Source organism: Desulfovibrio desulfopostgatei, assembly GCF_053570645.1.
The window spans coordinates 2,350,354-2,363,730 of sequence record NZ_JBRBQS010000002.1 but is presented as its reverse complement, the minus strand read 5'-3'; the positions used below and the strand labels follow the sequence as shown (position 1 = coordinate 2,363,730).

The 13,377-nt window shown below is 52.9% G+C and carries 9 protein-coding genes and 2 rRNA genes (1 of these 11 only partly in view); 6 read left to right on the top strand and 5 right to left on the bottom strand.

The window, feature by feature from the left end:
- The 3 genes from ACUZ9Q_RS10475 to ACUZ9Q_RS10465 all read left to right on the top strand — a co-directional run.
- Window positions 1-2,803 (top strand): 23S ribosomal RNA (locus tag ACUZ9Q_RS10475) (it extends 131 nt beyond the left edge of the window).
- A gap of 45 nt (window positions 2,804-2,848) precedes the next feature.
- A 5S ribosomal RNA gene (rrf, locus tag ACUZ9Q_RS10470) occupies window positions 2,849-2,963 on the top strand.
- 1,629 nt (window positions 2,964-4,592) lie between these two features.
- A complete protein-coding gene (locus ACUZ9Q_RS10465) occupies window positions 4,593-5,096 on the top strand; it encodes a prolyl-tRNA synthetase associated domain-containing protein (RefSeq protein WP_233483152.1) in 504 nt (167 codons plus the stop codon).
- Between the two features lie 157 nt (window positions 5,097-5,253).
- On the opposite strand, the gene ACUZ9Q_RS10460 is transcribed toward ACUZ9Q_RS10465, so the two are convergent.
- Entirely contained in the window at window positions 5,254-6,387 is a 1,134-nt protein-coding gene (locus ACUZ9Q_RS10460; RefSeq protein WP_449247837.1) for a DUF362 domain-containing protein, read from the bottom strand.
- A gap of 515 nt (window positions 6,388-6,902) precedes the next feature.
- On the opposite strand from ACUZ9Q_RS10460, the gene ACUZ9Q_RS10455 reads away from it, so the two are divergent.
- Window positions 6,903-7,442, top strand: coding sequence for a flavin reductase family protein (locus ACUZ9Q_RS10455; RefSeq protein WP_449247836.1), 540 nt, complete (start codon window positions 6,903-6,905; stop codon window positions 7,440-7,442).
- Window positions 7,443-7,478: 36 nt separating this feature from the next.
- Window positions 7,479-7,976 (top strand): nitroreductase family protein, encoded by a 498-nt coding sequence (locus tag ACUZ9Q_RS10450; protein WP_215648758.1) that lies wholly within the window; start codon window positions 7,479-7,481, stop codon window positions 7,974-7,976.
- A gap of 111 nt (window positions 7,977-8,087) precedes the next feature.
- On the opposite strand, the gene ACUZ9Q_RS10445 is transcribed toward ACUZ9Q_RS10450, so the two are convergent.
- The 4 genes from ACUZ9Q_RS10445 to ACUZ9Q_RS10430 form a co-directional block, all read right to left on the bottom strand.
- On the bottom strand, window positions 8,088-8,753 hold the full coding sequence (locus ACUZ9Q_RS10445) for a type 1 glutamine amidotransferase domain-containing protein (protein WP_215648755.1): 666 nt from the start codon (window positions 8,751-8,753) through the stop codon (window positions 8,088-8,090).
- 120 nt (window positions 8,754-8,873) lie between these two features.
- Window positions 8,874-9,449: a TetR family transcriptional regulator C-terminal domain-containing protein gene (locus tag ACUZ9Q_RS10440; RefSeq protein ID WP_449247835.1), complete on the bottom strand. Its 576-nt coding sequence runs from the start codon at window positions 9,447-9,449 to the stop codon at window positions 8,874-8,876.
- Between the two features lie 294 nt (window positions 9,450-9,743).
- Complete coding sequence (locus tag ACUZ9Q_RS10435; RefSeq protein ID WP_449247834.1) at window positions 9,744-10,565, bottom strand: phosphodiesterase; 822 nt, start codon at window positions 10,563-10,565, stop codon at window positions 9,744-9,746.
- Between the two features lie 4 nt (window positions 10,566-10,569).
- Window positions 10,570-11,913 carry an MFS transporter gene (locus ACUZ9Q_RS10430; RefSeq protein WP_449247833.1) on the bottom strand — a complete coding sequence of 448 codons (1,344 nt, stop codon included), beginning with the start codon at window positions 11,911-11,913 and terminating at the stop codon, window positions 10,570-10,572.
- A gap of 308 nt (window positions 11,914-12,221) precedes the next feature.
- On the opposite strand from ACUZ9Q_RS10430, the gene ACUZ9Q_RS10425 reads away from it, so the two are divergent.
- A complete protein-coding gene (locus ACUZ9Q_RS10425; RefSeq protein ID WP_449247832.1) occupies window positions 12,222-13,319 on the top strand; it encodes a LacI family DNA-binding transcriptional regulator in 1,098 nt (365 codons plus the stop codon).
- Window positions 13,320-13,377 lie beyond the last annotated feature (58 nt).

Here is a 13,377-nt window from a genome sequence, read left to right as displayed (position 1 = left end):
GGCGGGAGTCATGTCCCGTCACTGGTAGACGAATACATAGTCTGCCAAGTGCCAACTCAGGGAAGTGAAACATCTCAGTACCTGAAGGAAAGGAAATCAAACGAGACTCCCTCAGTAGCGGCGAGCGAAGGGGGAATAGCCCAAACCGTGTGGATCCGTCCATGCGGGGTTGTAGGGCCGGCATACGTGATTCTGGAGTAGGCAGGGGAAGGAAGCTGGAAAGCTTCGCCAGAGCGGGTGATAGCCCCGTACCCGAAACTGAAAAGGACACAGCCGGTACCTGAGTACTGCGAGGCACGTGAAACCTCGTGGGAATCTGGGAGGACCATCTTCCAAGGCTAAGTACTAACCGACGACCGATAGTGCACCAGTACCGTGAGGGAAAGGTGAAAAGAACCCCTGTCAGGGGAGTGAAATAGAATCTGAAACCTGATGCTTACAAGCTGTGGGAGCACCCTTGTGGTGTGACCGCGTGCCTTTTGCATAATGAGTCAGCGAGTTAATCTGTACTGCAAGGTTAAGCGTAAGTGGAGCCGTAGCGAAAGCGAGTCTGATAAGGGCGTTTAGTAGTGCGGATTAGACCCGAAACCGGGTGATCTATCCATGAGCAGGTTGAAGCAAGGGTAAAACCTTGTGGAGGACCGAACCATTAACGGCTGAAAACGTTTTGGATGACTTGTGGATAGGGGTGAAAGGCCAATCAAACCCGGTGATAGCTGGTTCTCCCCGAAATATATTGAGGTATAGCCTCATGGATTGTCTACCGGAGGTAAAGCACTGACAGAGCTAGGGGTCCTACCAGATTACCAAACTCTTTCAAACTCAGAATGCCGGTCAGATGTACCATGGGAGTCAGACAGTGGGTGCTAAGGTCCATTGTCGAGAGGGTAAGAGCCCAGATCAACAGCTAAGGTCTCCAAATCTATGCTCAGTGGTTAAGGTGGTGACGTTGTAGAGACACCCAGGACGTTGGCTTAGAAGCAGCCATCGTTTAAAGAAAGCGTAATAGCTCACTGGTCTAATGACGTTGCGCCGAAAATGTAACGGGGCTAAGCATAGTACCGAAGCTTTGAATTCCACGTATGTGGTCTGGTAGGGGAGCGTTCTTCACGGGCTGAAGGTGTGTTGTAAAGCATGCTGGACTGTGGAGAAGTGATTATGCTGACATGAGTAACGATAAAACGGGTGAAAAACCCGTTCGCCGTAAACCCAAGGTTTCCTGGGTAAAGGTAATCTTCCCAGGGTTAGTCGGTCCCTAAGGTGAGGCTGAAAGGCGTAGCTGATGGGAAACGAGTTAATATTCTCGTACTTGTACATCTGTGCGATGGAGGGACGCAGAAAGGTAGACAGGCCGGGTGTTGGTTGTCCCGGTGCAAGCAGGTAGACGTGTGGTACAGGCAAATCCGTACCGCTCTACGTCGAGACGCGAGTCCGTGACCGTAAGGTCTGAAGCTGTTGAGCCTATACTGCCTAGAAAATCTTCTAAGTTTAGGATGTGCAAACCGTACCGCAAACCAACTCAGGTGGGTGGGATGAATAATCCAAGGCGCTCGAGAGAACTCTGGCCAAGGAACTCGGCAAAATAACCCCGTACCTTCGGAAGAAGGGGTGCTCCTCCGGGTGAAGTTAATTCACTTAACGAGCCTGAGGGAGCCGCAGAGAAATGGTGGTGGCGACTGTTTACTAAAAACATAGGTCTGTGCGAAGTCCTAAAGACGACGTATACGGACTGACGCCTGCCCGGTGCCGGAAGGTTAAAAGGAGAGGTCAGCGCAAGCGAAGCTTCGAATTGAAGCCCCGGTAAACGGCGGCCGTAACTATAACGGTCCTAAGGTAGCGAAATTCCTTGTCGGGTAAGTTCCGACCTGCACGAATGGCGTAACGATCTCCACACTGTCTCGGCCAGAGACTCGGTGAAATTGAAGTCGCGGTGAAAATGCCGTGTACCCGCAGAAAGACGGAAAGACCCTGTGCACCTTTACTATAGCTTGACATTGGGATTTGGAACTGCATGTGTAGGATAGGTGGGAGACTGTGAACTCTGTACGCTAGTATGGGGGGAGTCATTGTTGAAATACCACCCTTGTTTTTTCAGGTCCCTAACCCTCGACCGTTATCCGGTGAGGGAACAGTGTCTGGTGGGTAGTTTGACTGGGGCGGTCGCCTCCTAAAGAGTAACGGAGGCATGCAAAGGTTCCCTCAGGCTGATTGGAAACCAGCCGTCGAGTGCAAACGCATAAGGGAGCTTGACTGCAAGAGAGACATCTCGAGCAGGTACGAAAGTAGGTGTTAGTGATCCGGTGATCCCGAATGGAAGGGTCATCGCTCATTGGATAAAAGGTACGCCGGGGATAACAGGCTGATCGCATCCAAGAGTTCACATCGACGATGCGGTTTGGCACCTCGATGTCGGCTCATCACATCCTGGGGCTGAAGCAGGTCCCAAGGGTACGGCTGTTCGCCGTTTAAAGTGGTACGCGAGCTGGGTTTAAAACGTCGTGAGACAGTTTGGTCCCTATCTTCTGTGGGCGCTGGAGAATTGAAAGGGCCTGTCCCTAGTACGAGAGGACCGGGATGGACGCACCCCTGGTGGACCTGTTGTCGTGCCAACGGCACAGCAGGGTAGCTATGTGCGGAAGGGATAACCGCTGAAAGCATCTAAGCGGGAAGCCTGCCTTAAGATAAGTTCTCCCTGGAGCAATCCCTAAAGGGCCGAGGTAGACTACCTCGTTGATAGGCTGGAGGTGGAAGCGCCGCGAGGTGTGGAGCTGACCAGTACTAATAGCCCGTGCGGCTTGTGTTTGAAAAAATCCTTCCGTCCCTGTCAATTAATATTTTGACAAATTTCGTTGATAGCCATGGAGGAGAGGGTACACCCGATCCCATTCCGAACTCGGAAGTTAAGCTCTCCATCGCCGATGATACTGCATAACGTCATGTGGGAAAGTAGGCCGCTGTCAACGATCGCTCCAAAGCCCCTTGCTGCTATTAGCGCAAGGGGCTTTGTCTTTTATTCCCCCTTGCTCCTTCCTTCCAACTCCCCCCTTGCTCTTTGGAGTTTTTCCTCGCTTTCTCCTGGTTGCGTCCAGAGCACGTCAGCCGCATTTACGCAAACCCGTCTTTTTGGGCCTGACTGCGTCAAAATTGGTTTTTTAATGCTCACGTACTTGAGTACGCTGCGCTTAAAAAACTAATTTTTCCTTGTCAGTCCGCAAAAATGCGTATTTTGCAAATTCGCCCAACACCAGCACGTCGCCTCCGCTCACGCTCCGGCGAGTCTAAGGAAGGCAACTCCACAACCCTCTCCTGATCACGACCTGCGAAAGCCAAGATGGAAGGCGGCACCACAACCATTTCACGTCATTCCCGTTGAAAGGCAGGGTGTCCTGTGCCGCGTGCGGTGTAATTTCATTGCAACTTTGCGCATTCAAAAGGTGATGCAATGTGACCCTGAAACCATTTATTAATTACTCCCCATAAAGACAGGATGGAAGGTGGTGCTACAGCAATCTCCTGACCATAAACAATCTAGGGACTCAGGCTCCATACGGTTACACTAGTTTATCGCAACAGTTCGCCCGTATGTGCTGAACGTGACTCTGCAACCTTTCTTTAACTACTGACTGCCAAAGACATATGATGTTAACGACTCGCCATTGGCTTCTAGCTGTGGGGCTTTCGCTTCGAGGTGACTAGGGGATTAAGCAATACGTCTTGCTTGTAATGATGCCCGCAGCGAAGCTAAGTATGTTGAGAGACAACAATTATTGTGGCGAGACAGCTTGAGCCAACGACCAGTTTTAACAGTATAATTGTTATCAGGATAGTCGGCTGAAACGGACTTTATCCAAAGCAAATGCGCCATCTGGCATTTACGCGGCGCGGAGGGAGATCGCCTGACCGAGCGTAGCGAGGGAAGGAAGCTCCCGGAGCTACAGCCGCGTTGCCCTCGCCACTCTGGGGTTATTGACAGTCCCTCTTTGGGGGTGCTTCGGGGGGGATGCAAGGGGGGCCGAGAAGGGGCGTAGCCCCATAACCGGCCCCGCCTTGCTGCGCGCCGCACAGGCGTCCCAAACTCCGCCGGGCGGCGGAATACAATGCCCGAAGGGCAGCAAAAGACTCAAACTCTACGATGAGCAGAAATTGCTCTGCACCCGCGTCTCATACTTCGCCGGATGGCGGAATACAGTGACTGAAGGGCAGTAAAAAGACTTAATCTTCACGGGGAGACGAAATTGCGCGCCGCACAGGGTCCCAACTTCCGCCGGACGGCGGAATACAATGCCCGAAGGGCAGCAAAAGATTTAAGCTCCACGAGGAGGAGAAATGGCTCGTCTCCAGGCGTCCCAAACACTGCCGGATGGCGAAATCTCTTTCCCTAAAGGTGATAAACAAATCAGGTTGAGCTGAGTAAATCAGACTGCTACACACTCAACTCCTCCCCCAGTATATTGATGCTCTTCCTTGCATCAGCAGAAGCTTGGATTTAAACTAATTTTCTGTATGATTCTGTATGACGTACGGGCAATATTCAAACGTGTATGCCAGTCTCTTGGAACACGGTTTTTTTGATACGCTGCTATGGAGGTGCAATGTCTGATCTTGAGAAGCGACAAAAAGTCTATGACTACTTGAAGCGGCTTGAAGTGAAGTACACCGTGACGGAGCATCCGGCCGTTTTCTCAATTGATGAAATAAAGGCCCTGAAGATTAATCTTAAAGGTGATGTCTGCAAAAATCTTTTTTTGCGAGATTCCGCTGGGAAGCGGCATTTTCTTGTGACCATGCGCAACGACAAGACAGCACCTTTGAAGGTCTTGCAGCAAAAACTGGGTATTTCACGGCTAAGCTTTGCCTCGCAAGAGCGCCTTGCCAAGTATCTGGATTTGGCCCAAGGGGAAGTAACTCCTTTTGGCATTCTTAATGATGAAGGCTGCGAAGTTGAGATTGTATTTGACTCCGCACTAGAGGGTAATCCCTGCCTTGGCGTTCACCCCAATGACAACACGGCAACCGTCTGGATTTCTTTTGATGACCTTTACCGTTCTGTTTCGGCGCATGGAAACCGTATCCATATGGTCGCGCTGGATGGCTGATTTCTTGCAATTTTAAATGTACGCTTCATTAATGCTGGTTATATTGCCATAGTGTTTGCCCGTGTTTTGCCCTTTGCCGGTTAAGACTTCTGGCTCATGCGGCATAACGCAAAAAAGCCGGGTTGCCCCGGCCTTTTTCACATCTGTAATAATATGCTTACTTCACCACAATCAGATCATATTCGCGTGTGCCAAGGCCGATTTTTTCGGCATGCTCCATACAGGTACGCCACTCGGATTCAGGGCCAGAATTTTTAAAGTGGTCGTGGTGATCCACAAATCCTTTTTTCGCAAGATTTTCCACAAGCTGACTGCCGGGCAAGGGTTTGGCCTTCATGCAGGCATCCACGCAGGCCTGATCAAGCGCCAGCGGGTCAAATGAGGCGAACATGCCGATGTTGGGCAGAATGGGCGCGTCATTCTCGCCATGGCAATCGCAGTTGGGTGAAACATCCACAATCAGCGAAATATGAAAGTGTGGGCGACCGTCCAGCACGGCCTTGGTGTATTCCGCCATTTTGTAGTTGAGCATTTCGATGGCGGCATCATGTGCGAAAGAAATGGCGTCAAAATTACACGCTCCCAGGCAGCGGCCACAGCCCACGCAATTATTGTGATCGACCGTGGTTTTCTTGGTTTCGGCGGAGTAGTGCAGGGCGTCATTGGCGCACTGCTTGATGCAGGCCTTGCAGCCAACGCACAGCGATTCGTTGATATTGGCCTGACCGTTGCTGTGCTGCTCCGTTTTACCAGCGCGCGATCCGCAACCCATGCCAATATTTTTGATGGCGCCGCCAAAGCCGGTCATCTCATGCCCCTTAAAGTGGGTGAGGCTGATGAAAATATCGGCATCCATAACGGCGCGGCCAATCTTGGCTTCCTTGACATATTCACCGCCCACCACGGGCACCAGGGCTTCGTCTGTGCCTTTGAGCCCGTCGCCAATGATGATGGGGCAATTCACCGTGAGGGGCGTAAAACCGTTCTGCCATGCGCATTCCAGATGTTCCAGGGCATTTTTGCGGCTACCGGGATACATGGTATTGCAGTCGGTCAAGAAAGGCTTACCGCCAAAATCCTTGACCGTGTCAACAACCGCACGCGCATAGTTGGGGCGCAGGTAACTGATGTTGCCAAGCTCCCCAAAATGCAGTTTGATGGCAACAAAACGGCCCTTCATGTCAATGTGGCCGATGCCAGCTTTTTTGATCATTTTCTTCAGCTTGGTGGGCAAACCATCGCCAAAAGCCTTGGTGCGAAAATCCGTAAAATACACCTTTGCTTTTTCCATAAGTATTCACCTTCGCGTTTAGCAGTGTTGGCCGTAATGATTGCATTGCACAATTGTGCGCAAGTTAAAAAGGGCGGCACATGGCATTCAATTGCCCCATGTTGTTTTTCGCCATCATGTCTGCATGGCTTCCAGTGGGAAAATACAGCCTGCGGCAGGGAACTGCCAAGAGCGGGCACGCCATGATCCCGACATTCTCATACCTCTGGCAGGGCGCTGCTTGCTAGCACGATCCTCCTGTTTATTTGCCTGATCCTGCAAAATCATAAAGTTATGCTAACGGTTACGCTCTCGTGCCTCCACCATATGGAGTTTGAAATAAATCTGCTTGACTTATTATACGACCGGTCTAATAATCATATGGCAAAACACGGAGCACAGATATTTTTGTATGAAAAAGTATGAACTCGTCCACTTGAGCCGCACCTCCCCAACTATCGTTCTGGCTGCACCCACAAACCTGCCGGCGGGCTTTTAAGCCCGTAGTATATTACCACACAAATGAGGATTGAATTATGGAAAGGAAAAAAATTATTGTTGCCGAATACGCCAAAAATATTCTTGAAGCTCTGCCCAAGGGCATACTGCTTACCTCAAAGGCGGATGGCCGGGTGAACAGCATGACCATTGGCTGGGGAACCCTTGGCATTGACTGGTCCAGCCCGGTATTTGTTGCCTATGTGCGCGAGCACCGCTTTACACGCGAATTGCTGGATAAAAATCCAGAATTTACGGTCAATGTGCCCTTTGGCGAATACAGCAAAAAAATCCTCGGCATTTGCGGCTCCAAATGCGGGCGCAATCTGGATAAAATTTCTGAAGCAGGCCTGACTCTTGTGGATTCAGAACTTATTTCTGTGCCCGCAATCAAGGAGCTGCCCCTCACCCTTGAGTGCAAGATCGTGTACAAGCAGAAGCAGGATCTCCCCAGCCTGATCACCGAATACCAGTCAAAGTTTTACCCTCAGGATGTTGACGGCTCCGCAGTTGGAGCAAACCGGGATGCGCACATCGCCTATCATGGCGAAATTGTCAGCGCATACATTCTGCAATAAGTTGAATTTGGCAGCACAATAACCAAGGGGGTTCCCATGAAGGAGATTTTCCACAGGGTCAGCGTGCGCAAGTTTGAAGACCGCGCCGTTGAAAGTGACAAGGTCGAGCAGATTTTGCGTGCCGCCATGGCCGCACCTTCTGCAGGCAATCAGCAACCGTGGGATTTTTATGTGGTGACATCCAGAGAAAAGCTGCACGCGCTTGCTCAGGTCAGCCCCTATGCCGGGTGCGCCGCAAATGCCCCCCTGGCCATTGTGGCTGCCTATCGGCAGGATGGCTGCCGCTTTCCACAATATGCGCAGATTGATCTTGCCATAGCCATGCAAAACCTCTGGCTGGCGGTGGATTCGCTGGGCCTGGGCGGCGTGTGGCTTGGTGTGGCCCCTGACGAAGACCGGATGGAAAAGGTAGAGAAAATTCTGCCTGTGGCAGCAGGGCAGAGGGCCTTTGCCATCTTCCCCCTGGGCTATCCTGCGGAGCAAAAAACGCAGCAGGACAGATTTAATGCAGAGCGCATCCACTACGTGAAATAATTTGTGGCCCGGCTTCCGGCCTTGTGTCGAAGCCGGGCCAAGGCCAACGAAAAGCGCCCGGTTCCCCTGAGTAATGGGGAACCGGGCGTTGATGTTTTTGTACGAGATAACTTAGCGCAGACGTTCAAGAACCGCCTGGGCAATGGGTTCGCTGGAGGCCGGGTTTTGCCCGGTTATGAGCTTGCCGTCCACTTCCACATGCGGGGCCCACATGGGGCCGACTACAAAGTTCGCGCCTTCGCTGCGCAACGTTGTTTCGAGCATAAAAGGAACTGCCTTTTCCAGCTGCATGGCAATTTCTTCATCATCGGTAAAGGCCGTTATGGTTTTGCCCGCCACAAGGGGGGAGCCGTCAGGCTTTTTGGCACCTACCAGCCCGGCCGGGCCGTGGCACACTGCCGCAATTATCTTGTCTGCTTTGGCAAAATCGTTGAGCAGGCGTTTCAGCTCGGCATCGGTGGCAAAATCCATCATGGTGCCGTGCCCGCCAGGCAGGAAGATGGCGTCAAAGCCCTCAGCCTGAATATCCTTGAGCTGTGCAGAATTTTTCAGCAGTTCAAGGATGTCGGGCCATTTGGCAACAGAGGCATCATCAAGGCTGTGGGGATCAACTGGCACTGCGCCGCCCTTGGGGCTGGCAACGGTTATGGAGAGGCCTGCCTTTGCCAGCGCAATATAGGGAACCGCGATTTCTTCAAGCCACACGCCTGTTTTTCTGCCGTTGGTCAGGGCATCGGCGCTCGTCGTAACCATGAGTATCTTTTTCTGCGCGTTCATAAGAATGCTCGCTGTTGTATGTGTGGTGTGGTTGGGGATGCCGCAGATTTTGGCTGGCAGTGCCCCGAGCATGCGCGGGATTGGCCAGCAGCTTCAGGCTCAGCCGGTTTTGCTGCGGCATCACAAAACCCTTGTGAACAGCACGTTCACAAATTGTTTCAGTGGCTCGGGCGAGCGCATGACCTTTGCCCGCAAAATGGCTCCTTCCCAGCCAGAGAGGAGAAAGCCTGCAAGCGACTGGGGATCAAGCCCCGGATTCAGTTCGCCAGCCTGTTGCGCTTCGTGCAGGCACTTGGCAAACAGCCCGAGCCAGTCGTGGAAGACTTCTTCCAGGCGGCATCTGAACCGTTCGCTCTGAGCGGCCAACTCCTGCCCCAGATTCCCGATGAGGCAACCCTTGCTGAAGTTGTCCTGCACTGTACGTTCAATGCTTTCTTCCAAATACCTGCGGATGCGCTGGAGCGGGGCCAGCGCTTCATCATCAAGATAGCCGTGCAATTTTTTTGTGTAGTTTTCAGCAAAGAGGTTGATGACTTCAATGCCGAAGTTTTCCTTGGTGCCAAAATGGTGGTAGAACGAGCCTTTCGGCACGCCCGCCGCCTTGAGTATGGCGTCTATGCCTGTGGCGTTGAAGCCGGAAACAGCGACTATTTCAACACCTACAGCGATGATTTTTTCTCGTGCGCTTTCTTTCATGACTAAAAATTAGACCGGTCTGATAGTGATGTCAATATCTGCTGCGGTCAGTTTTTATCAACTTGGACGGGCAACTTGCCAAGAGTCTGGTCTTGTTCGGTGCAGGGAGACGTGGGCAGAAGTTTATCTGAACTTGCTAAAGCTGTTTCAAAATAAGCGGATTTGGCAGAAGCAGGGCAGAAAATAAGGAGGGGAATGCAGGTATGATGGCTTGATTTCAAGAGGGTGCCGGGACTGCCGACCCGATGTCGGCAGCCCCGGCCCGCTTGCGCGGGTGTTTCATGTCGGGAAACACTATTGGGTAGGATTCACCGAGCCGGCAAAGGGATACGGCCCGGCAAACGTGGCCTGCACTGCAATCTGGCAGATGTGGGAATTCCACACGCCCTTGTCAAAGTGGTGGAGCAGATAGCCCGGCGTTTCCATGCGGAAGGTGTCGCCGCCCTCGGGGGAGAGATCAAGGTCTATCTGCATGGAAACCGCAGGTGCCGTCATGGCGATCCGCCCGTGCCATTCTGTGACGATGGGGCGGTGCATGTGGCCGAAACACAGCCGCATCTGCGGGTTGCGTTCTACAATTGCTGCAAAGCGCTCCATATTTTCAAAAGGTTCGTCCATGGCACCCATGCCCGTAACAAACGGGGGGTGGTGCATGAAGAACATGGTTGGCGTATCCGGACGCTTTGCCAGCTCACGTTCCAGCCAGTCGCCGGTTTCGGCGGGGAAGTGGCCGGAATGGGAGCCGGGGCTCATGCTGTCCATCATGATCAGCCGCTGGTTTTCTTCTTCCACCGTATAGCAGAGGTAGGGCGCAATATCTTCCTTGGCCGGGCACCAGTGGGGCATTACCTCGCGCAGGCGGTCGCGCCTGTCGTGGTTGCCGGGCACGGCGTACACGGGCACCCCAAAGGGCAAGAGTTCGTCGTGCAGGATGTGATATGCGTTAAGGTCTCCGCTGTCGGCAAGATCGCCTGTGATGACAATAATATCCGGCTGTTGCGTCAGGCTTTTTACGTGAGCCACGGCTTCGTCCAGGCAACGCCGGGTATCTACCACCCTGAAAGACAGGCTGTGGTCGCCCCGCAGGTGCGTGTCTGAAAGTTGCAATATACGCATGATGCTAACCCTGTGCGGTTCCTGCAGCCTGCGCAGCCAATCTGTTGTGCCGCGCCTGGATGGTAAAGGCCGAGAACGCGCTGGTTGCTGCGGCTACGAGTACGAAGATGCAGATGTAGAAGGGATCGCCATCGTTCCACTGGATCAGGGCGGTGCACACGCCGGGCACTATGCCCGCAACCAGGAAGCCCGGGAACTGGTAGACGATGGAAATGCCCGTGTAACGTACTTCAGCCGGGAAGAGATCCGAGAACAGAGCGGCCTCAGGCCCGAAAACACCGGCGTAAAAGATGCTCAACGGGATGGCGATGGCAAGGCCAACCAGAAACATATTGCCGCCGCTGCTTTGCATAAGCCAGAACGAGGGGAAGATGGAGATGCCGCAGGCAAGGCTGGCAAGGCCATAAATGCGGCCCCGGCCAAAGCGGTCGGCCAGTCGGCCAGCGATCAGAATAAAGGGGCACATGAGCAGGGCCGCAAACATGACCGCCGTAAGTGCCTCGGTGCGGGTGGTGTGGATCTGCTGCACAAGATAGGTGATGGAAAATACGGCCAGCACGTTGAAGAACACGCCGTCAATCCACCGTGCGCCAACACCCAGGGCAATGTTGCCGGGGTAGTTTTTGCATACGGTCACGATGGGCAGGGCCTTTTTGCTGGTTTCGCCCTTGGCTTCGGCCTTGCGGAATTCGGGGGTTTCCAGAATGTGCGTGCGCACATAGAGGGCAATGGCGATGAGTACCACGCTCACAAGGAAGGCAAAGCGCCAGCCCCACTCCAGGAACTGCTCGTTGTCCAGCAGCCAGGAGAGCAGGGCAACCATGCCGGAAGAAAGGCACAGGCCGGTGGCAAGACCCATCTGGGGGATACTGGCGTAAAAGGCCTTTTGGCGATCACTGGCGTATTCGTAGGTCATGAGCACCGCGCCGCCCCATTCGCCGCCAAGGCCAAGGCCCTGACACAGGCGCAGCGTTTGCAGGATGATGGGCGCGGCAATGCCAATGGAGGCATAGGTGGGTACAAGGCCAATACCCATTGTGGCAATGCCCATGATGAGCATGGTGAGAATGAGCATGCGCTTGCGGCCCAGCTTGTCGCCGTAATGGCCGAAGATAAAGCCGCCAAGGGGGCGTGCAAGATAGCCGATGGCAAAGGTGCTGTAGGCCATGATGGTGCCGATGAAGGGGTCGGCGGTGGGGAAGTAGAGCTTGTTGAACACAATGCCCGCCACCACGCCGTAGAGGAAAAAGTCGTACCATTCAATGGTGGCGCCAAGCAGGCTGGCAATTACGACCTTGCGCATTTCTTTTTTGGAAGGAACGTATTTTTGCTGTGAGCTGTCGTCCATACAGACACCCTCCGTGTGGGCTGTCAGCACCGCAATTCTTTTGCGGGTGCAATTAAAATTTTAATTGAATTTTAATCATGCGGTGGAATAAAATTTTAATATAAAATTTTTTAATTGCCTCCACTTCAAAAATAATGTTGAATATGGCTAAATTTAGGGTTTGATATCACGCTGAAAAAAATTGTGTCAATTGAATATTTATTAAATAAAAAATAATTCTTTTGATACATAAAAATCTGAATAAAGCCTTAGGCCTGGTTTCCATGCGTCGCCGTGTGGGATCGCCCATGACTGAACAGGAGGCTGCCATGACGGCAGAAACAAGCAGCAAGAGCCGCGTCAGGCATACCGCCGCAAAAAAAGTTACGCTTGCCCATGTGGCAAAAGCAGCCGGAGTTTCCCAGGCTACAGTCTCAATGGTGCTCAACGGGCGCGAAGGGGTTTCGTTTGCAGACGAAACCATTGCCGCAGTCTTTGCGGCAGCGGAAAGCCTGGGTTATCGGGGTGCAAGAAGGGCAACGGGGTGCGCAAACGTTCCCTCAGTGCTTGTGGTGGCCCCTAACGTCACCAATCCATATTATTCCACTGTTATTCAGGCCATGCAGCAGGCTGCCGCGCTCAAGGGCTATGCCACTAGCATATATACCACCTACCGCAGTCTTGAGAGCGAACTGGCGGCCCTGCGCCTTGCCCGCAATATGGGCATGGCGGGTATTATTTTTGCCATGCTGGCCCATCCGGAAGAAGTACTTGAAAAGGCTGACCGCAAGTTGCCCATGGTTGTTATTGGCGACAGGCGGCAGGATCTTAACGTGGATACGGTGGAATTGAACAATTATGATGCTGGCAGCCTCATTGCCCGGCATATGCACGATCTGGGGCATCAGCATCTGGCCTACATTTCCACCACGCTGGATCAGGCCAATCCCATCCGCATGCAGCGATTGCAGGGCCTGCGCGACACCTTTGCCCAACTGTGCCCGCAAGGCTCGGTGCTGGTAAAAAGCCGGGATATCAGCCCCGAGACAGAGCTGGAAAATTTGCAGATAGAACACATTGTGGGTCTTGAACTGACGCGCAAGTGCCTTGATGACAAAAAAATCACCTCCTTTGTGGCGGTGAACGACATGGTGGCTTACGGCGTTATAGATGCCGTGCGCGGAGCAGGTTTTACCATTCCCGGCGATTACAGCGTTTGCGGCTTTGACAATATCTTTCCCTCAGGTTTTGCGGGCGTGGCACTGACCACGGTTGAGCATTATATGCGCGACAAAGGCCGCAACGCGCTGGAAATTTTGCACAATAAAATCAGCGGTGCGGCCTCTGACCGAAATATCACCCGCGTGGAATACAGCCATAAGCTCATTACGCGCACCTCTACTGCTGCGCCACGCGCTGGCGGCTAGGGCACGCCCATAGGCCTGAATCCGGAGGGCCTTGCTGGCAATAAAAACCTGGAAGCAG